The 19,650-nt window shown below is 57.0% G+C and carries 15 protein-coding genes; 9 read left to right on the plus strand and 6 right to left on the minus strand.

Annotation, left to right across the window (positions count from 1 at the left end):
• Positions 1 to 22 precede the first annotated feature (22 nt).
• From ACR0AK_RS22630 to ACR0AK_RS22655, 6 genes are all read left to right on the plus strand, one after another.
• Positions 23 to 457: a GFA family protein gene (locus ACR0AK_RS22630; protein WP_480795085.1), complete on the plus strand. Its 435-nt coding sequence runs from the start codon at positions 23 to 25 to the stop codon at positions 455 to 457.
• A complete protein-coding gene (gene gltB / locus ACR0AK_RS22635; protein ID WP_480795086.1) occupies positions 454 to 4,986 on the plus strand; it encodes a glutamate synthase large subunit in 4,533 nt (1,510 codons plus the stop codon). Before ACR0AK_RS22630 ends, gltB begins: the two co-directional genes overlap by 4 nt.
• Before the next feature lie 161 nt (positions 4,987 to 5,147).
• A complete protein-coding gene (gene mtgA / locus ACR0AK_RS22640) occupies positions 5,148 to 5,882 on the plus strand; it encodes a monofunctional biosynthetic peptidoglycan transglycosylase (protein ID WP_170563849.1) in 735 nt (244 codons plus the stop codon).
• Positions 5,883 to 5,940: 58 nt separating this feature from the next.
• Entirely contained in the window at positions 5,941 to 6,606 is a 666-nt protein-coding gene (gene fzlA, locus ACR0AK_RS22645; protein ID WP_480795087.1) for an FtsZ-binding protein FzlA, read from the plus strand.
• 80 nt (positions 6,607 to 6,686) lie between these two features.
• Positions 6,687 to 7,724, plus strand: coding sequence for a tRNA epoxyqueuosine(34) reductase QueG (gene queG / locus ACR0AK_RS22650; protein WP_480795088.1), 1,038 nt, complete (start codon positions 6,687 to 6,689; stop codon positions 7,722 to 7,724).
• A gap of 72 nt (positions 7,725 to 7,796) precedes the next feature.
• On the plus strand, positions 7,797 to 9,800 hold the full coding sequence (locus ACR0AK_RS22655) for a hydantoinase/oxoprolinase N-terminal domain-containing protein (RefSeq protein ID WP_480795089.1): 2,004 nt from the start codon (positions 7,797 to 7,799) through the stop codon (positions 9,798 to 9,800).
• Between the two features lie 29 nt (positions 9,801 to 9,829).
• Here the strand turns inward: ACR0AK_RS22655 and msrA are convergent, their stop codons facing one another.
• The gene (gene msrA, locus ACR0AK_RS22660) at positions 9,830 to 10,339 is read right to left on the minus strand and encodes a peptide-methionine (S)-S-oxide reductase MsrA (RefSeq protein WP_480795090.1); all 510 of its coding nucleotides are present in this window, start codon (positions 10,337 to 10,339) and stop codon (positions 9,830 to 9,832) included.
• On the minus strand, positions 10,336 to 10,785 hold the full coding sequence (msrB, locus tag ACR0AK_RS22665) for a peptide-methionine (R)-S-oxide reductase MsrB (RefSeq protein WP_480795091.1): 450 nt from the start codon (positions 10,783 to 10,785) through the stop codon (positions 10,336 to 10,338). The genes msrA and msrB overlap by 4 nt, the downstream gene beginning before the upstream one ends.
• 145 nt (positions 10,786 to 10,930) lie before the next feature.
• Between msrB and ACR0AK_RS22670 the strand changes: the two genes are divergently transcribed.
• The gene (locus ACR0AK_RS22670; RefSeq protein ID WP_480795092.1) at positions 10,931 to 11,452 is read left to right on the plus strand and encodes a glutathione peroxidase; all 522 of its coding nucleotides are present in this window, start codon (positions 10,931 to 10,933) and stop codon (positions 11,450 to 11,452) included.
• Here the strand turns inward: ACR0AK_RS22670 and ACR0AK_RS22675 are convergent.
• Positions 11,428 to 12,315, minus strand: coding sequence for a DMT family transporter (locus tag ACR0AK_RS22675; protein ID WP_170563832.1), 888 nt, complete (start codon positions 12,313 to 12,315; stop codon positions 11,428 to 11,430). The genes ACR0AK_RS22670 and ACR0AK_RS22675 overlap by 25 nt on opposite strands.
• A 181-nt stretch (positions 12,316 to 12,496) precedes the next feature.
• Here ACR0AK_RS22675 and ACR0AK_RS22680 point away from each other — a divergent pair, with 181 nt between their 5' ends.
• Together ACR0AK_RS22680 and ACR0AK_RS22685 are read left to right on the plus strand one after the other, a co-directional pair.
• Entirely contained in the window at positions 12,497 to 13,693 is a 1,197-nt protein-coding gene (locus ACR0AK_RS22680; protein ID WP_480795103.1) for a BCCT family transporter, read from the plus strand.
• Positions 13,694 to 13,874: 181 nt separating this feature from the next.
• On the plus strand, positions 13,875 to 15,764 hold the full coding sequence (locus tag ACR0AK_RS22685) for an amidohydrolase (RefSeq protein WP_480795093.1): 1,890 nt from the start codon (positions 13,875 to 13,877) through the stop codon (positions 15,762 to 15,764).
• A gap of 99 nt (positions 15,765 to 15,863) precedes the next feature.
• Here ACR0AK_RS22685 and ACR0AK_RS22690 read toward each other — a convergent pair whose 3' ends face one another.
• The 3 genes from ACR0AK_RS22690 to ade form a co-directional block, all read right to left on the minus strand.
• The gene (locus ACR0AK_RS22690; protein ID WP_039533371.1) at positions 15,864 to 16,151 is read right to left on the minus strand and encodes an HU family DNA-binding protein; all 288 of its coding nucleotides are present in this window, start codon (positions 16,149 to 16,151) and stop codon (positions 15,864 to 15,866) included.
• Between the two features lie 130 nt (positions 16,152 to 16,281).
• A complete protein-coding gene (locus tag ACR0AK_RS22695; RefSeq protein ID WP_170563826.1) occupies positions 16,282 to 17,745 on the minus strand; it encodes an AMP nucleosidase in 1,464 nt (487 codons plus the stop codon).
• On the minus strand, positions 17,742 to 19,544 hold the full coding sequence (gene ade / locus ACR0AK_RS22700) for an adenine deaminase (RefSeq protein WP_480795094.1): 1,803 nt from the start codon (positions 19,542 to 19,544) through the stop codon (positions 17,742 to 17,744). The genes ACR0AK_RS22695 and ade overlap by 4 nt, the downstream gene beginning before the upstream one ends.
• Positions 19,545 to 19,650 lie beyond the last annotated feature (106 nt).

Here is a 19,650-nt window from a genome sequence, read left to right on the forward strand (position 1 = left end):
TGCCCAGCGACAGGAGGGCCTGATGCCCGAATTGCAAGGTCAATGCATGTGTGGCGCGGTCACAGTGACCGCAACCCCGGCGCGAGATTCGCTGGGGGCTTGCCATTGTGATCAATGCCGCCGCTGGACCAGTTCGATGCTGGTGACTTTCGAAGCTGAGCCCGGCTATGCCGCCTTGGGGCCGGTAAAGACTTACACGTCATCGGATTGGGCCGAGCGGGCGTTTTGCTCAGACTGCGGTTCGACGCTGTGGTACCGGATCACTTTGCCGGGCGAGATGCATGGACAAACGCAAATGGCTGCCGGCCTTTTTGATGACACCAGCAATCCGCTGAAACTTGAACTATATATCGACAAAAAACCCGATGGGTACGCGTTCGCAGGCGAACGCCGGCAGATGACCAAAGCGCAGGTCGAAGCCATGTATGCCCTACCGGAAGAAGGAGACAGCCAATGACCAAGTATGATGCCGATTGGGTGCGGGCCGAAGAAGCCAAGCGCAAATGGATGGCTGAAAACGGTCTCTATTCCGAAGATGAAGAGCATTCATCTTGCGGTGTAGGCCTTGTGGTTTCGGTCGACGGCAAAGCGTCCCGCAAAGTGGTGGATGCCGGGATCGACGCGCTCAAGGCGATCTGGCATCGGGGCGCGGTGGATGCGGATGGTAAAACTGGTGACGGCGCGGGTATCCACGTGCAGATTCCGGTCCCTTTCTTCTATGACCAGATCCGCCGCACCGGTCACGAACCCAAAATGGATGAGTTGATCGCTGTCGGTCAGGTCTTTTTGCCGCGCACAGATTTCGGCGCACAGGAACAGTGCCGGACCATCGTGGAAACCGAAGTTCTGCGTATGGGCTACTACATCTACGGCTGGCGTCACGTGCCGGTAGACGTGACCTGCTTGGGTGAAAAGGCCAACGCGACCCGGCCCGAGATCGAGCAAATCCTGATCTCGAACTCCAAAGGTGTGGATGAAGACACTTTTGAGCGCGAGCTTTATGTGATCCGTCGCCGCATCGAAAAGGCGGCGGCCGCAGCAGGCATCTCGGGTCTTTATCTGGCTTCCCTGTCCTGCCGCTCGATCATCTACAAAGGCATGATGCTGGCTGAGCAGGTCGCTGTGTTCTACCCAGACCTGATGGATGAACGATTTGAATCCGCCTTCGCAATCTACCACCAGCGTTACTCAACCAATACTTTCCCCCAATGGTGGTTGGCACAACCCTTCCGCATGCTGGCCCATAACGGCGAGATCAACACGCTGAAGGGCAATATCAACTGGATGAAAAGCCATGAGATCCGCATGGCTAGCGGAACCTTTGGCGACTATGCCGAAGATATCAAGCCGATCATCGCGGGCGGCTCGTCGGATTCGGCCGCATTAGACTCGGTTTTTGAGGTGCTGGTCCGTGCTGGCCGCTCGGCCCCGATGGCAAAAACCATGCTTGTGCCGGAAAGCTGGTCGAAGCAGGCCGTTGAGCTGCCGCAGGCGTGGCGCGATATGTATTCCTACTGCAACTCGGTGATGGAACCCTGGGATGGCCCAGCTGCGCTGGCAATGACTGACGGACGCTGGGTCTGTGCGGGTCTGGACCGGAACGGTCTGCGTCCGATGCGTTATGTGGTGACCGGCGATGGTCTGGTTATCGCAGGGTCCGAGGCCGGGATGGTGCCGATTGATGAGGCCACTGTGACCGAAAAAGGCGCGCTTGGTCCGGGTCAGATGCTGGCCGTCGACATGAAAAAGGGCAAACTGTTCCGCGACACCCAGATCAAGAATAAACTGGCGCGCGCCCTGCCGTTTGGCGAATGGGTCGGCAAGATTCACGATCTGGACGATACACTGGCCGGCGTCACCGAAGCTCCGATCTTTTCCGGGGATGAGCTTCGCAAGCGCCAGATCGCGGCAGGGTACTCTGTCGAAGAGCTCGAACAGATTCTCGCCCCAATGGCCGAAGATGGCAAAGAGGCGTTGGCCTCGATGGGCGATGATACGCCATCGGCAGTTCTGTCTAAGCAATACCGCCCGCTCAGTCATTTCTTCCGGCAGAATTTCAGCCAGGTGACCAACCCACCAATCGATTCTTTGCGCGAATACCGCGTGATGTCGTTGAAAACACGGTTTGCGAACCTCAAGAACGTGCTGGATGAAGACAGCAGCCAGACAGAGATCGTCGTTCTGGAAAGCCCCTTCGTAGGCAACGCCCAATGGGACAAGCTGGTCGAAAACTTTGACGCACCGCTGGCGGAAATTGACTGTAGCTTTGAGCCCGGACAAGGGGCATTGGGCGCGGCTTTGGCCCGTGTCAGAGCCGAGGCAGAAGAGGCCGTGCGCTCGGGGGCCGGACATCTGGTACTGACCGATATGCGTTCGGGCGAAGGCCGGGTGGCGATGCCGATGATCCTTGCCACCAGCGCCGTGCATTCGCATCTGACCCGGCAGGGGCTGCGGACATTCTGTTCGCTGAACGTACGCTCTGCGGAATGTGTCGATCCTCATTACTTTGCGGTTCTTATTGGTTGCGGTGCGACTGTTGTGAACGCCTATCTGGCTGAGGATTCACTGGCGGACCGCATTGAACGCGGTTTGCTGGACGGTAATCTGACCGAAAATGTTGCCCGCTTCCGCGAAGCCATCGATCAGGGTCTTTTGAAGATCATGGCCAAGATGGGGATTTCTGTGATCTCGTCCTATCGCGGCGGTCTGAATTTTGAAGCTGTCGGCCTCAGCCGTGCGATGGTCGCAGAGTATTTCCCCGGCATGACCAGCCGGATTTCGGGTATAGGCGTCACCGGTATTCAGACCAAAGCCGAGGAAATCCACGCCAAGGCATGGAGCAAAGGTCTGGACGTGCTGCCCATCGGCGGTTTCTACAAATCCCGTAAATCGGGTGAAACCCACGCTTGGGAAGCGACCTCGATGCATATGATGCAGATGGCCTGTAACCGCGCCTCTTACGAGCTGTGGAAGCAATACTCGGCCAAGATGCAGTCGAACCCGCCGATCCATCTGCGCGACTTGATGGATTTCAAACCCATGGGCAAGCCGGTGCCGATCGAAGAGGTGGAATCGATCACCTCGATCCGCAAACGCTTTGTCACGCCGGGCATGTCGCTGGGCGCACTCAGCCCCGAGGCGCATAAGACGCTGAACGTGGCGATGAACCGGATCGGTGCGAAATCCGACTCGGGCGAGGGTGGTGAAGATCCGGCGCATTTCGTGCCGGAACCCAATGGCGACAATCCTTCGGCCAAGATCAAACAGGTGGCTTCGGGCCGGTTCGGTGTGACCGCCGAATACCTGAACCAGTGTGAAGAGCTGGAGATCAAGGTCGCCCAGGGTGCTAAACCGGGTGAGGGTGGTCAGCTGCCGGGTATGAAGGTTACCGACCTGATTGCGCGTCTGCGGCACTCGACCAAGGGCGTGACGCTGATCTCTCCGCCGCCGCACCACGATATTTACTCGATCGAGGATCTGGCGCAGCTGATCTATGATCTGAAACAGATCAACCCGCGCTGCAAGGTGACCGTGAAACTGGTGGCGTCTTCGGGCGTTGGCACGATTGCTGCCGGTGTCGCCAAAGCCAAGGCGGACGTTATCCTGATCTCGGGCCACAATGGGGGAACAGGCGCATCACCTGCGACCAGCATCAAGTACGCTGGCCTGCCGTGGGAAATGGGCCTGACCGAGGCGCATCAGGTTCTGGCGATGAACAACCTGCGGGATCGTATTACGCTGCGGACCGATGGTGGACTTCGCACAGGCCGTGATATCGTCATGGCCGCGATGATGGGGGCCGAAGAATACGGCATCGGCACCGCCGCTCTGATCGCGATGGGATGTATCATGGTGCGCCAGTGCCAGTCGAACACCTGCCCGGTCGGTGTATGTACGCAGGATGAGGACCTGCGCGCAAAGTTTACGGGCAACGCGGACAAGGTCGTGAACCTGATCACCTTCTACGCACAGGAAGTACGCGAGCTTCTGGCCAGCTTGGGCGCACGTTCGATTGACGACATTATCGGGCGGGCCGATCTGCTGGCGCAGGTCAGCCGGGGTTCGGCGCATCTGGATGATCTGGATCTGAACCCACTGCTGATCACTGTCGATGGGGCGCATGACATTGTTTATGACCGCGACAAAGGCCGCAATGCTGTGCCAGACACGCTGGACGCGGAAATTGTGCGAGATGCGGCGCGGTTCCTGAAAGACGGCGAGAAGATGCAGTTGTCTTATGCGATTCAGAACACGCATCGAACTGTTGGAACCCGTGTCTCCAGCCATATTGTGCAGAATTTCGGGATGCGGAACACGTTCCAGTCCGATCACCTGCACGTCAAACTACAGGGCTCCGCGGGTCAGTCGCTGGGTGCTTTTGCGGCGCCTGGTCTTAAGTTGGAAGTGTCGGGCGACGCCAACGACTATGTCGGCAAGGGCCTCTCCGGCGGCACCATTGTGGTCCGCCCACCGCAAGTCAGCCCGCTGAAGGCAGATGAGAACACCATCATCGGCAATACCGTGCTGTATGGTGCCACCGATGGTTACCTCTTCGCAGCCGGTCGAGCGGGTGAACGGTTCGCCGTGCGGAACTCGGGTGCAACGGTCGTGATCGAGGGCTGTGGCTCGAACGGTTGTGAGTATATGACCGGTGGTGTCGCGGTGATCCTGGGTAACATTGGTGCCAATTTTGGTGCGGGCATGACGGGCGGCATGGCTTATCTGTACGATCCCGAAGGCAAGGCCGAGCAGCTGATGAACATGGAAACGCTGGTGACCTGCCCGGTAACCGTCGACCATTGGGAAGATCAGCTTAAATCGCTGATCGAAGCGCATCAGGCTGAAACCAATAGCCGCAAGGCCGCCGACATTCTGCAACATTGGGAGGTCGAAAAGACCAACTTCCTGCAGGTCTGTCCGAAAGAGATGCTGAACAATCTCAGCCACCCTCTGACCACTGAGGCAGCCGCTGTTCCCGCCGAGTAAACTTTTCCGGCAAAACCAAGACAAAACCCCGCGTGTCACCCAGGACACGCGGGGTTTTCAATTTACGGACCGGCCTTGCTTAAGATCATATACCCGCGCAACGCTCAGATCAGGCAAGATAGACCGTTCCAAACCCGGCCACAGCGTCGTATAGCAACAAAATGGCAAGAACAGCAGCGCGCAAGTCGAGCAAAAAGAAAAGCAAGGCGTCGAAATCAAAAAGGCCACTGGTTCCGTGGATTCGCCGTTGGGTCACACGCATCGCCCTGGGCGTTGTGGCTTTTGTCGTGGGTTTGGTCCTGCTTTACTCGGTGGTTAATCCGCCGGTGACCCATACAATCTGGTCGGAATGGCGAAGGTTGGGGAAGGTCGAGCGCGAGTGGGTGCCGATCGAAGAAATTGCCCCGGTTATGGGCAGATCTGCCGTGGCCGCCGAGGACGCGAATTTCTGCCTGCATTGGGGCTTTGACGTTGAAGCAATCCGCGATGCGCTGGAAGACGGCGGCAGCCGGGGGGCCTCGACCATTACCCAGCAGGTCGTGAAGAACGTGTTCCTGTGGCAAGGGCGCAGTTGGGTGCGCAAAGCGCTTGAAACGTCGATTACACCCGTCGTCGAAATCTTCTGGAGCAAGCAGCGAATCCTCGAAGTGTATCTGAACGTTGCCGAAACCGGTCAGGGGGTTTTCGGGGTCGAAGCGGCAGCACAACGATATTATGGAACCAGTGCGTCCAAGTTGTCGTCAGTTCAGGCGGCCCGATTGGCGGCGATCCTGCCGTCCCCGCGCAACAGATCCGTCACAGATCCGTCGGTCCGAACCCGCAGACGTGCGGCATCTATCCGGGATGGGGCGGCTACCATCCGCGCAGATGGTCGTGCGGATTGTTTCGAGGATTGAAACCCTATGCCCCTCAAGGCTAAAGCTGGGGGGTATTCACTGGTTCGATTGGAAGATTATGGCGCGTCTGTTTCATGTTCCCCTGTCCCCGTATTGCCGCAAGGTGCGCCTGTCGCTTGCGGAAAAGAAAATCGAAGTCGAACTGGTCGAGGAACGATACTGGGAACAAGACCCGGATTTTCTGCGCCGCAACCCAGCCGGCAAAGTCCCGGTGTTGCGACTGGATGGACAGGTCATGGCGGAAAGTGCGGCCATTTGTGAATATATCGAAGAAACCCGCCCTGAACCTCCGCTGATGCCAAAAAAACCTGAAGCGCGGTACGAGGTGCGGCGTTTGGTTGGCTGGTTCGATGACAAGTTCCATCACGAGGTCACATCTCGACTGTTGTATGAGCGGGTGAACAAGAAGGTGACCGGCGAAGGCTATCCCGACAGTAAAAACGTCAAGGCGGGCGCAAAGGCGATCAAATATCATCTGGACTACATGGCTTGGCTGCTGGATCACCGGCGCTGGCTGGCAGGGGATCAAATGAGTCTGGCCGATTTTGCAGCTGCTGCGCACTTGTCTGCTCTGGATTATATCTCAGATGTAGATTGGAACCGTTCTCAGGCGGTCAAGGATTGGTATGCCAAGATCAAGTCACGACCTGCGTTCCGGTCGATATTGGCAGATCAGGTTCCTGGGTTCCGACCGCCACCGCATTACGCTGATCTGGATTTCTGATAGGGTAAGGGTGTAGCGGGCTGACTGCCCCCTCTTGGCCGGGTGTGGGCCAATTCACCCCCGAGGGTACTTGTAGCCAGATGAAGAGCGGATCAGGTTTAAAAGAAAAGCTGGTGGCGCAGGCGTTGAGCGAGGGATTTGTCTCTTGCCGTGTTTGCCGACCTTGGGACGTGCCCGAAGTGCCGTCACGCTTGCAGGCGTTTTTGGATGCCGGGTATCACGGGCAGATGGGGTGGATGGCCGAGCGGACCCATTGGCGCGGCGATCCGGCCGCATTGTGGCCCGAGGCGCGGTCGGTCATCATGCTGGCTGAGAGCTATACGCCTGACCATGATCCGACCGATATCCTAAACCACCCGGACAAGGCGGCGATTTCTGTTTATGCTCAGAACAAGGATTACCACGATCTGGTCAAGAAGCGGCTGAAGCGGTTGGCGCGCTGGTTGATTGCGGAAGCTGGTGGAGAGGTAAAGGTCTTTGTTGATACCGCGCCTGTGCCAGAGAAGGCTTTGGGCCATGCGGCAGGTTTGGGTTGGCAGGGAAAACACACCAATCTCGTAAGCCGTGATTGGGGAAATTGGTCCTTTATAGGCTCTGTTTTTACGACGTTGGACCTGCCTGCAGACATGGCTGAAACGGACCATTGCGGTAATTGTCGAGCTTGTTTGAGTGCCTGTCCGACGGAGGCGTTTCCCGCCCCGTATCAGTTGGATGCGCGGCGTTGCATTTCTTATCTGACGATCGAACATAAAGGGCCGGTCGACGAAGAACTGCGCCAAAAGCTGGGAAACCGGATTTATGGGTGCGACGATTGTTTGGCCGCGTGCCCGTGGAACAAATTCGCCATCGCAGCGAGCGATGTGCGGTATGCAGCACGTGATGATCTTAAAGCGCCGCCGTTGGCCGAGCTTGCTGTGTTGGATGATGCAGCGTTTCGGGCCAAGTTCTCGGGCTCGCCGATCAAGCGGATTGGGCGGGATCGGTTCGTGCGCAATGTTTTGTACGCAATTGGCAACTCGCAACAGGCTGATCTGATGACTGTGGCTCAGTCGCTTGCCGATGATCCTGATCCAACGGTGGCGGACGCCGCGCGCTGGGCGGTGAAACGATTGTCGTAAGTGACGCAAACAGGCTGGACGTGTCGGTCCAAACCGCTACACCCGTGAACAGCGAACAGGAAGGAGATCCCGATGGCGTTGGCTTTGGGGGTGGATACGGGTGGAACCTATACGGATGCGGTGCTGATCCGGGACGAGAAAGAGGTGATCGCCTCGGCTAAATCCCTGACAACGCGCGCTGATCTGGCCATTGGGGTTGGTCATGCGATCTCGGCGGTGTTGGATCAAGCACAGGTGTCGCCGGAGCAGATCTCAATGGCGTCTTTGTCAACGACGTTGGCGACGAATGCCTTGGTCGAAGGGCAGGGTGGTCGAGTCGCGCTGATTTACATCGGGTTTAAGGAAGCGGATCTTGAGAAACATGGGCTGCGGGATGCGTTGAAGGGCGATCCGGCGCTGGTGATTGGGGGCGGGCATAGCCATGCCGGGGGTGAAGCGGCGCCATTGGATGTCGATGCGTTGGAAGCCTTTTTGGCGTCGCACAAAGATGTTTCTGGGTTTGCGGTTGCCGCGCAGTTCGCAACGCGGAACCCGGCGCATGAATTGCATGCCGCGCGTGTCATTGCCGAAAAAACCGGGGCACCGGTTACGTGCTCTCATCAGTTGTCGGCCAAATTGAACGGCCCGAAGCGCGCGGTCACGGCGGTTTTGAATGCGCGTTTGATCGGCATGATCGACCGTTTGATCGGTCGGGCGCAGGATCGTTTGATTGATCTGGGCATCACCGCACCGATGATGGTTGTGCGCGGCGATGGTGCCCTGATGAGCGCCGAACAAGCGCGGGAACGCCCGATTGAGACCATCCTCAGCGGGCCGGCGGCCTCGATTGTTGGGGCAAGCTGGTTGACGGGGGCCGAGAATGCACTGGTGTCCGATATTGGCGGCACCACGACGGATGTTGCGCTGATTCGGGATGGCAAACCCGCGATTGACCCAGCGGGCGCGCAGGTCGGCGGATTTCGTACGATGGTTGAGGCGGTTGCCATGCGCACCCACGGACTGGGTGGAGATAGCCAGGTGCATGTGGTCACCGAAGGGCTGGGCGGCGGCGTATTTCTCGGGCCACGGCGGGTGCTGCCGATATCTCTGATTGCGTCAGAAGCACCCGAGATTGTTCACGCCGTTCTGGACACACAGTTGCGGGCAACAACCGTGGGAGAGCATGACACGCGGTTTGCCCGCCGTGTTCCCGGTATCAATGCCGACGGGTTGGGTGCGCGTGAAGAGGCCTTGTTGGACAGGCTCGGTGAAAATGTCCTACCCCTGAGTGATCTGTTGCGCACCCGCATGGAGAACGGTGCCCTGTCGCGTCTGGTGGATCGCGGAATTGTTCAGGTGTCGGGTGTGACACCATCGGATGCTAGCCATGTTCTGGGTCGATTGGACGTATGGGACGCGGATGCCGCCCACAAGGCGCTGGAGTTGGTGGCGTGCAAACGTGTGGGGACCGGTGACAGGCTGGCCAGCAGCCCCGAACAGCTGGCACAGATGATTGTGGATCAGTTGACCGAACAGACGTCTTTGACCCTATTAGAGACTGCTTTTGCCGAAGAAGCTGACGGTTTTGGTCTTGCACCTGTGGACTTGGCCCGGCACGTGTTGACGCAAAAAGGGTTGGCAAAGCATCGCGGTCTAATCGCGCTGGACGCATCGCTGAACGTGGATGTCGTGGGTCTCGGCGCATCCGCCCCCAGCTATTATCCGGCTGTCGGGGATCGCCTGCATTGCACCATGATCCTGCCGGAACACGCCGGTGTGGCCAACGCGATCGGAGCAGTTGTTGGTCGGCTTACGCTGCGTCGAACAGGAACCGTGACATCACCGTCTGAAGGGCGTTACCGGGTTCATTTGGAAGAGGGGCCGCAGGATTTCACAGAATCCGACAAGGCCTTGGAACTGTTGGAGACGGTTTTGCGGGATCAGGCCGAGGGCGCCGTGCGACAGGCCGGAGCGGCAGATATCCGGGTGGTCGTCGACCGCGACATACGCACCGCGCGCATCGAAGCGCAGGACGTGTTCGTCGAAGCGATGATCACGGTCGAAGCCAGCGGACGCCCAAGAGTGGCCTCAGGTTAGCCCCCCTCGCGGGAAGGGGGCCAATTCGGTTATTCAGCCGCGCTGCGCTTGGGCAGAACCCAATCGGGGCGCGGGAAGTGGCAGGTATAGCCGTTGGGAATGCGCTCGAGGTAGTCCTGATGCTCGGGTTCAGCCTCCCAAAAATCGCCTACGGGTTCGACCTCGGTGACGACTTTGCCCGGCCAAATACCGCTGGCATTCACGTCGGCAATCGTGTCTTCGGCCATCTGTTTTTGCGCAGAATTTACATAGTAAATGGCCGAGCGATAGCTCATCCCGCGATCATTACCCTGACGGTTCACTGTTGTCGGATCGTGGATCTGAAAGAAGAACTCGAGCAGGTCGCGATAGGTGATCCGCGAGGGGTCGAAAATGATTTCGATCCCTTCGGCATGGGTGCCGTGGTTGCGGTAGGTGGCGTTGGGCACGTCGCCTCCGGTATAGCCGACGCGGGTGCCAGACACACCGGGTAGCTTGCGGATCAGGTCCTGCATGCCCCAAAAGCAACCTCCGGCAAGAACAGCGCGTTCAGTGGTCATTGGATGTCCTCCACATGGATCAGGTATTCGCCATACCCTTCGGCCTCCATCTCATCGCGATGAATGAACCGCAATGAGGCAGAGTTGATGCAGTAACGCAGCCCGCCGTGTTCGCGCGGGCCGTCGGGGAACACATGCCCCAGATGACTATCCCCATGTTTCGAGCGGACCTCGGTCCGGATCATGCCAAGCGTGCGATCTTCAATCTCTTCGACATGCTCGTGCACGATGGGCTTGGTAAAGCTTGGCCAGCCACATCCGGATTCGTATTTGTGGGTCGAGGCAAATAGCGGTTCGCCTGAGACGATATCGACGTATATGCCCGGCTCCTTGTTGCCCAACAGTTTTCCAGTGCCAGGGCGTTCGGTGCCGCTGCGTTGGGTGACGTGGAATTCCTCAGGTGAAAGAGCGGCAATGGCCTCGGGGTCTTTGGTGTAGCGGGTCATGGCTTCTCCGGTGTTGATGTGACTTGGGCCTTTATTTGGGCATACTGGGGCAAAAATCAAAATCATATTTCAGACTGCTCGCGTTCTCGTGCGGGTGATCCGAATGCCAAACGCACGCGTAATTCACAATAAAGGAGGTAACACCATGTTGAGACTGCTTCTGTTATCCGTCCTATTGCTGGTTGCCCGGGCTGTTCAAGCTACACCTTTGACCGGTGAGTTTGACTCGATTGACGGCGGAACGCTTTCTCTTGAGGGGTGGAGAGGTCAGCCGGTGCTGATTGTGAACACGGCGTCCCATTGCGGGTTCACGGGGCAATACGCTGGCTTGCAAAAGATCCATGACACCTATGCTGATCGAGGTCTCGTGGTTTTGGCCGTCCCTTCGGACTCGTTCAATCAGGAACTGGGGTCAGCGAAAGAAGTGAAACAATTCTGCGAGATGAATTATGGTCTGACCTTGCCCATGACCGACATCACCCCGGTCAAGGGCGCCGGTGCTCATCCGTTTTATAAGGCCGTTGCCCAGCAGACGGGCTTTGTCCCCAAGTGGAACTTCAACAAGATTCTGATTGACCCAGCGGGCGAGGTTGTCGCGACGTACGGCTCGAACGTCAAACCGGATTCACCGAAGCTCTTGCGTCAAGTTGAGGCATTGCTGCGCTGATCGGTTTGCCGAGACAGCTGCACTGCCAGAATGCCCAGCGTTGTAATGCCCACGCCAACCGCATCCATCGGACCAAGCTTTTCACCCAGCAGAACGGCAGCAACCGCGACGCCAAAGACCGGGTTCAAAAAGTGAAAAGTTGCGGCCCGGATCGCGCCGATCCTGTTCAACAAATGGAACCAGATCAGTGTCGCCAACAAGCCAGGGAACAGCGTCGTATAAGCGAAGGCCAGCATCCACGGTACGTTCGGGTGGATGTAGATCGTCTCAAAAATGGGTGCGGCGAGGAACAGAAGTGCCGAGCCCACCAGCATCTGTAGCCCGACCACCATCATGAAATTGCCGCCCGACGTTGCTCCGCGCACAGCCAGAGTCGCAAAGCTGAGCGCCAGCGCACCCAACCCGCACAGCATGACGCCAAACAAGTCTGCGCCCGCGCTTATCCGGCTGCTCATGATCAATGCTACGCCAGCGAAACCGGCCAGCAGTCCGATCACGCCCAGCGGCCGAAGCTTCTCGTGAAACAGTGTCCAGCTGGCTAATGCCACGATCAGTGGCATTGTCGAGGCAATGATCGCCGCGACCGAAGCCTGTACGGTTTGCATCGCGTAGAAATTCAGACCCAAATAAAGGGCATTTTGGCATATTCCGAACAGAATAGTCGCGTACCATTGCGCGCGCGTCAGCCTCCAGCTTTGGCCCATCGCCCGTGCAATTGCGACCCCCAACAACCCCGATATCAAAAATCGCAGCGCCAGTGAGAAAAGGGGCGAGGCATCGGCAACGATGATCCGCGCCGAGGTAAAGGCTGACGACCAGATAAAGGCAAATGCCAGCCCCATGGCAATGGCGCGCAGATCCATGGTGACCCTTTCCCAAACGCCGCGACTGTTTCGGAAATATCTGAAACGCGCAAGCACCGCGCGTCAAAAAAACCACAGGTCCCGCCTGTTGTGTTCTGCGATAACCCGTTTGTTGATTGATCAGTCAATTAAGTGTATGTGGCCGGCACTCTGACTAACCAAGGGAGGAAAGCTGGTGCTTTTGGAGTACATTCTGTCTTTCGGCGTTCTGCTTGCATTGGGCCTGGTCGCCTTCTTCGTCGTGAAGTGGTGGAACCTGCGCTGTGTGGGCGTGACGCCCGTACATCTGTTCACCTTCATTGCGATCCTGTTCACGTCCGGATTGGACGTTGGGCTGATCATGTTCCCGCTGACTGAGTTCGGCGGATATGCCGAGGAACCGGCTTATGCCTTCGCCAATCCTCTGGCCATCGAGTTCGGGTTCTGGGGTTTCCTGATCTGGGCCTTCTACTTCCTGACGGCGTTCTATTTCTGCGTCATCGAACCCCGCGTGAAGTTCTTTGAGATCCCGCTGGTCAAGCTGATCAACAACGTGGTGATTATTGGCACCTGTGCCTTCACCGCCAGCCTGTTTCTGATCTACCTTCCCGGCTATCTGCCAGAGGTCGGAGACGGTGAATCCGTGGTCTCAACCTTCTACATCATCGTATTCGTGGTTATTCTGGCAGCGGCCTATTCCTCGACCGATCTGAAATACGTCCGAATCTTGTCAGTCGGCTCTACCTTCCTGTTTCTGGCACTGATCATCGGAATGTGGGTCGCAGCCGGTATGGGTATGACCGGATTTGTTGAAACCGGCAGCAACATCAGCGCTTATTTCGCTAATCTGCACAAGTTTGTCCTGCCGCTGACCGACTATCACGCCTTCTACCTGTTCTGGTGGTTCGCGTGGTCGATCATGATCGGGCAGTTCACTTCGCGATTTGTCGGTGGTTTGACCACATGGCAGTTGCTCGCTGCATTGCTGATCTTCCCGTCGATCCCACTGGGTATCTGGTTCACCGTTCTCTACTACTACCACCTGAACGGCATCAGCACTGCGGGCATTACCAACATCGCGATGGTGATTGTGGGTGTGACCTTTGTGATCAACTCGCTGGACTCGCTGATTAGGCTCTATACAGACAACCTGAACCTGACAGTCGAGCGGTTCGGTAAAGCGATCTACGTCGCAGGCAACGTCGCTTTGTTGTTTGTTCTCACCCTGCTGTTCCAAAGCCAGTGGCTGCAGATTCAGTGGATCGGAGCCGTGGTCGTCGGTCTGTACTTGGCATGCGTGGTCTATATTCTGATCACGAAGCGCAAAGAGGTGCTGAGCATCGATTCAATGCCGGAAGATCGTGATCTGGACTTCCATAAGGTTGAGACTGTTCACTAAGCCAAAACCTGGATTTCGACAGGCGGCGGATGCGCCGCTAAAAATCAAACCCCGCAGAATGCTCTGTGGGGTTTTTTTGTGCCAGAGCGAGACAATGAATGAAATTCAGATAATGTAATGGAAGTAGTTCAATTTTGAATCCGAATTCCATTCCAACCGTACTGTCTGAAGGAACTTCACTATGAAAGATATCGGCCGCCGGAGATTCGTGGGTGCTGGAATTGCTTCTGCTGCAACATTGACGCCCTTGCAGCATGTTTTGGCGGAAACCGGATCATTACAAGATATCGGCGGATCGATCGTCTCGCTGCCTCAGGCAACGATCTACACTGCGAGAGAAATCATCACGCTGGATGATGCGCGCCCGACGGCCGAAGCGGTTGCCGTTGTCGGTGACAGAATTCTTTGGGCGGGAACATTGGAAGATGTACAGCGCGTTTTAGGCGAACAGCCTTACGAAATCGATACGACGTTCGCTGATAACGTGATCGTTCCTGGGTTTATTGCACAACATGACCATCCGGTGCTTGCTGCCCTAACAATGTCGTCTGAAATCCTCGCAATTGAAGATTGGGTTTTGCCGAGCGGAACCGTGCCGCGCGTCACGGACAAACAAGAATTCATGGAGCGTTTTGCCAAAGCGGAATCTGAAAAGTCGGATCCAGACGAACCATTACTTAGCTGGGGGTATCATCCGGCATTTTACGGCCCGTTGACACGTTCTGACCTCGATACAATCAGCGAAACACGTCCTATTCTTGTTTGGGCGCGCTCATGTCACGAGATGGTACTGAACTCGGCGGCTATGGAGCGTGGCGGTGTCACCCGGGACAAGTTCGAAACTTTCAGCCCGTCAGCAAAAGAGCAAAGCAGTTTTGAAGAGGCGCGGTTTTGGGAACAGGGTCTGTTCGCAGTTTTACCTAACATCGCGAATATGGTCGCAACCCCTGAACGCCTGCGATCCGGTCTGGAAATCACGCGCGACTATATGCACGCCAAAGGCATTACCTTCGGCAATGAGCCGGGCGGGATTCTGTCTAAACCGGTTCAGGACGGCGTCAACGAAATCTTCTCGAACCCGGATATGCCATTTCGCTGGTCATTTATCGTGGACGCAAAGTCGATGGTCGCGACCTATTCGGATGATGCGCAAGTCATTGCTGAAACCGAAAAGCTGGCCTCTTGGTATGGTGGCATGACAAGTCTTGCGCCAAAGCAGGCAAAGCTTTTTGCAGATGGCGCAATTTATTCGCTGCTGATGCAGGTACGTGATCCTTATCTTGATGGCCATGACGGTGAGTGGATGATGGATCGCGATTTGTTTGAACGTGCGTTCCGCATTTACTGGGACGCGGGCTATCAGATTCATATTCACGTCAATGGTGATTCCGGACTTGATCGGGTTCTTGATACGCTCGAATCGAATCTACGCCGGAACCCAAGATATGATCACCGCACCGTATTAGTGCATTTTGCTGTCAGCGCCTGGGATCAGGTCGAACGGATCAGAGCGCTGGGAGCCATCGTCAGCGGGAATCCCTATTACGTTACCGCGCTGGCGGATCAGTACTCAAAAGTTGGTCTTGGTCCGGAACGAGCGGATTCGATGGTTCGCTTAGGCGACTTGTCACTCACCGGAATTCCATGGTCACTGCATTCCGACATGCCGATGGCACCAGCGGACCCGCTGTTTCTGATGTGGTGTGCTGTCAATCGAGAAACCACTTCCGGTCGTATCGCTGGCGCGGATCAGAGGGTGCCTGCTGAAATGGCGCTTCGCGGAGTTACAATCGAGGCGGCTTACGCCCTTAGGCTGGGTGATGAGATCGGAAGCATCGAACCTGGCAAAAGGGCTAACCTGACTATACTGGATGAAAATCCCCTCAGTGTGGACCCGGCAATGATCCGCGACATCAATGTTTGGGGAACCGTTATGGAAGGGCGTGTTCTTCCGGTTGGTGAACGGACGCATAAAGCCTCGCTTACGCCGGCGCCGAATTCTCTAGCTGATGAAGAGGTCAACCGGGCAATGCTGAACCATGCGCTCAAGGTTGTTCATACCCACCTGTGAGAGGGGGCATACTGGTGCTCTGATCAAGTCAACTGAGATCAGGCAAAGAAAAAGGGCCCCCAATCGGCGGCCCTCAATCGCTTGCAGTGAAAGCTGAGATCAGCCGTTCACGCTGTCCTTCAGAGCTTTCGCAATGGTCATTTTGACCACTTTGTCGGCTTCTTTCTTGAACTGCTCGCCTGTGGCGGGGTTGCGCACCATGCGCTCGGGGCGCTCGCGGCAGTAGATTTTGCCGACGCCGGGCAGGGTTACTGCGCCACCGGCTGAAACTTCGCGGGTGATCAGGCCGGTCATGGCCTCCAACGCTGCGTTTGCAGCTTTCTTGTCGGTTCCCATTTCCTCAGCGAGAGCAGCCACCAGCTGAGTCTTTGTCATAGGCTTTGCCATTTCTTGGTCTCCTTAACGTGCCCGATACATAGGGCCTCACCGCGTAACTGTAACGGGATATTGTGGCCGAACACAACGAATAGTAGCGCGGAAAACCCTAAAAATATGGGGAAAACGTTGCTTTTTTGCGTCAGAGAAAGGCTGTTTCGTCGAAAGAACGCAATTTCCGGCTGTGTAACCGCTCTAACGGCATGCCACGCAAGTGTTCCATCGCCCGAATTCCAATGGCCAGATGGCGGCTTACCTGAGTGGTATAGAAGGCAGATGCCATGCCTGGAAGCTTTAATTCCCCATGCAGCGGTTTGTCAGATACACATAAGAGCGTGCCGTATGGAACGCGGAACCGATAGCCGTTTGCGGCGATGGTTGCGCTTTCCATATCCAGCGCGATGGCGCGTGATTGGCTGAGCCTTTGCACAGGCCCGGACTGGTCGCGCAGTTCCCAGTTGCGGTTGTCGACCGAGGCGACGGTGCCGGTCCGCATGATCCGCTTAAGTTCGTATCCCTCCAGTTCGGTGACCTCGGCCACCGCGCTTTCCAGCGCGACCTGAACCTCGGCCAGTGGTGGGATGGGAACCCAGACCGGCAGATCGTCATCCAGAACCTTGTCTTCGCGCAAATAGGCGTGGGCGAGAACAAAGTCGCCAAGCGCCTGCGTGTTGCGCAGACCGGCACAGTGACCGACCATCAGCCAGGCGTGGGGCCGTAGAACGGCGATGTGATCTGTTGCAGTTTTCGCGTTCGACGGGCCAACGCCGATATTCACCAACGTGATCCCGGACCCATCGTTACGCTTCAAGTGATAGGTCGGCATTTGCGGCAACTTCAGCGGCTGTGCCAACTCTTCCCCTGAGTCCGTAATTTCGACATTCCCGGTCGAGACAAAGCTGGTGTAGCCGCTGTCTGGATCTGCCAATTGCTCGCGTGCGTAATTCTCGAACTCAGAGACGTAGAACTGGTAGTTCGTGAACAGGACATGGTTCTGGAAATGGCTGGGGTCGGTTGCGGTGTAATGCGCAAGACGGGCCAGCGAATAATCCACGCGCTGGGCGGTGAACAAGGCCAGTGGACCGGCCTGGTCTTCGTGGTCGTAAACCCCGTTGACGATATCATCGTTGGTGGTGGTCAGGTCGGGAACGTCAAACACATCGCGCAATGTGAACCCGGCCGCGCCCTGTTGCGGGACGTGCAGGTCAGGATTACTGGCGACAGCGAAATGCACCGGGATCGGCGTGTCGGATGCACCGATCGTGACCGGTTGGTCGTGGTTCTTGATCAGCAACGCGATCTGCTGGGTCAGGTAGGACCGGAACAGATCTGGGCGCGTGACGGTTGTCGCGTGAATACCCGGTTCCGAGACGTGACCAAAGCTCAACCGGCTGTCAACATGGGCGTATGACGACGTTCTGATACGAATTTCCGGGTAATAGGCTCTGAACCGTACGGTTGGCGTACCCTGCTCCATTGCTTCGGCAAAACTGTCGCACAAAAAACGGGTCGCCTGCTCGTACAGCTCTTCTAAACGGGCGACGGCTGCTTTGGGGTCAGTGAATTGCTCGGCTTTGGGTGCGTCGGGTGTTCTTATTATTGTCATGCAAGTGGTTCCAGAAGATCGATCTTTTCAAAAGTGCGCACATCCACCAGACCCAGATCCGAAATCCGTAACTCCGGAATAACGACCAGCGCCAAAAGTGAATGCTGCATATATGCGTTGTTGAGGGTGCAGCCGCAGGCCACCATTGCGGCAACCATGTCTTCGGCCTTGGCGGCGACGTTCGCAGCCGGGCTGTCCGACATCAGGCCTGCGATGGGTAGCTCGACCAGCGCCAGTTCCTCCCCATCGCGGAAGATGGTGATGCCTCCGCCCACTTCGGCCAGCCGGTTTGCGGCCAAGGCCATCTGTGTGCGGTCGGTACCCACAACAATCATGTGGTGGCTGTCATGTGCCACCGTCGAGGCCATGGCCATCTTGCCTTGATATCCGAAACCGGAAACGAAGGCGTTCGTCACACCGCCCGTGGCACGGTGCCGTTCGACCAGCGCGATATGGCAGACATCGCCCTCGCCTTCGACCAATCCGCCGATGATCGGCAATTCAGCTTTCAGAGCTTTGGTCGGGGCCTGGTTTTCTACCACGCCGATCACGTTGGCCTGCACGCGGTTTGCACCGGCGGGCGCTTCGATTTCAAAATCTGCAGCAGTCAGGCTGTGCCCCAGATGGACGGTGCTGCGCGCGCTGTCAGGCCAGTTGAGGTGGGGGCAATCTGAGGAAATGACGCCGTTCTCGGCCACAATCTGACCGCGTGCAATAACAGTCTCGATGGGCAGTTCCCTCAGGTCAGAGCTGAGGATGACATCCGCGCGCCGCCCTGGGGTAATCGAGCCAATCTCACGCTCGAGCCCGAAATGGGTTGCCGTGTTGATCGTCGCCATTTGCAGGGCAATCAGTGGATCACATCCGCAAGCAATGGCGTGTCGAACCACGCGGTTCATATGACCATCATTCACCAACGTACCCGAGTGGCAATCATCCGTGCACAGGATGAAATTGCGCGGGTCCAATCCTTTTTCTGTGACGGCCGTGATTTGGCTTTCGACGTCATACCAGGCTGAGCCCAGTCGCATCATCGACCGCATACCCTGACGAACACGCGCTATTGCGTCAGCTTCGCAAGTACCTTCGTGGTCGTCTGCAGGTCCGCCGGCCACATAGGCCGCAAAATCAGGCCCTAGATTGGGCGATGCGTAATGCCCACCAACGGTTTTGCCTGCGTGTTGAGTGGCGGCTATCTCTGCCAGCATTTTGGGATCGCCATTTATCACGCCAGGGAAATTCATCATCTCGCCCAGGCCGATAATACCGGGCCAGTTCATCGCCTCGGCCACGTCTTCAGCGGTGATCTCGTACCCGGTGGTTTCCAACCCCGGAGCAGATGGGGCGCAGGATGGCATCTGAGTGAAAATGTTCACCGGCTGCATCATTGCCTCATCATGCATCATGCGCACGCCATCCAGCCCCAGCACATTGGCGATCTCATGCGGGTCGGTGAACATGCTGGTCGTTCCATGCGGGATGACAGCGCGGGCAAATTCGGCCGGTGTCAGCATACCTGACTCGATATGCATATGAGCGTCGCACAGGCCAGGAACCATATAGCGCCCGGTCGCCTCGATGATCTCAGTCTCTGGGCCGGTGCAATGTGATGCATCGGGTCCAACATAGGCGATGCGCCCGTCAGCAATTGCAATGTCATGATCCGGCAGCGCTTCGCGGCTGTGCACATTCACCCAGATTCCGCCGCGAATAACCAAATCCGCAGCTTCACGACCTGCAGCTACTGCAATCAGACGGGGGGCGACATCGGGCCAACTTGGGAAGGGTGTGTATTCCATGGCCCAACTTTCCCGAATGCGCAGGAAGGTTCAACCCCTTGTGAACAGGTATCATCAAACCTTCACGCAGCGCGTCAACACGGCCCGGCCCAACCAGAAAAGTCGC

Source organism: Ruegeria sp. BI12, assembly GCF_056537985.1.

Bases quoted from the DNA above. Each gene is read 5' to 3' on its own strand.
- fzlA (WP_480795087.1), top strand. From the start codon at position 5,941: ATGGCGCGTCTGTTTCATGTTCCCCTGTCCCCGTATTGCCGCAAGGTG.
- ACR0AK_RS22690 (WP_039533371.1), bottom strand. From the start codon at position 16,151: ATGGCAAAGCCTATGACAAAGACTCAGCTGGTGGCTGCTCTCGCTGAG.
- queG (WP_480795088.1), top strand. From the start codon at position 6,687: ATGAAGAGCGGATCAGGTTTAAAAGAAAAGCTGGTGGCGCAGGCGTTG.
- ACR0AK_RS22655 (WP_480795089.1), top strand. From the start codon at position 7,797: ATGGCGTTGGCTTTGGGGGTGGATACGGGTGGAACCTATACGGATGCG.
- ACR0AK_RS22670 (WP_480795092.1), top strand. From the start codon at position 10,931: ATGTTGAGACTGCTTCTGTTATCCGTCCTATTGCTGGTTGCCCGGGCT.
- ACR0AK_RS22695 (WP_170563826.1), bottom strand. From the start codon at position 17,745: ATGACAATAATAAGAACACCCGACGCACCCAAAGCCGAGCAATTCACT.
- mtgA (WP_170563849.1), top strand. From the start codon at position 5,148: ATGGCAAGAACAGCAGCGCGCAAGTCGAGCAAAAAGAAAAGCAAGGCG.
- ade (WP_480795094.1), bottom strand. From the start codon at position 19,544: ATGGAATACACACCCTTCCCAAGTTGGCCCGATGTCGCCCCCCGTCTG.
- ACR0AK_RS22675 (WP_170563832.1), bottom strand. From the start codon at position 12,315: ATGGATCTGCGCGCCATTGCCATGGGGCTGGCATTTGCCTTTATCTGG.
- msrB (WP_480795091.1), bottom strand. From the start codon at position 10,785: ATGACCCGCTACACCAAAGACCCCGAGGCCATTGCCGCTCTTTCACCT.
- gltB (WP_480795086.1), top strand. From the start codon at position 454: ATGACCAAGTATGATGCCGATTGGGTGCGGGCCGAAGAAGCCAAGCGC.
- ACR0AK_RS22685 (WP_480795093.1), top strand. From the start codon at position 13,875: ATGAAAGATATCGGCCGCCGGAGATTCGTGGGTGCTGGAATTGCTTCT.
- msrA (WP_480795090.1), bottom strand. From the start codon at position 10,339: ATGACCACTGAACGCGCTGTTCTTGCCGGAGGTTGCTTTTGGGGCATG.
- ACR0AK_RS22630 (WP_480795085.1), top strand. From the start codon at position 23: ATGCCCGAATTGCAAGGTCAATGCATGTGTGGCGCGGTCACAGTGACC.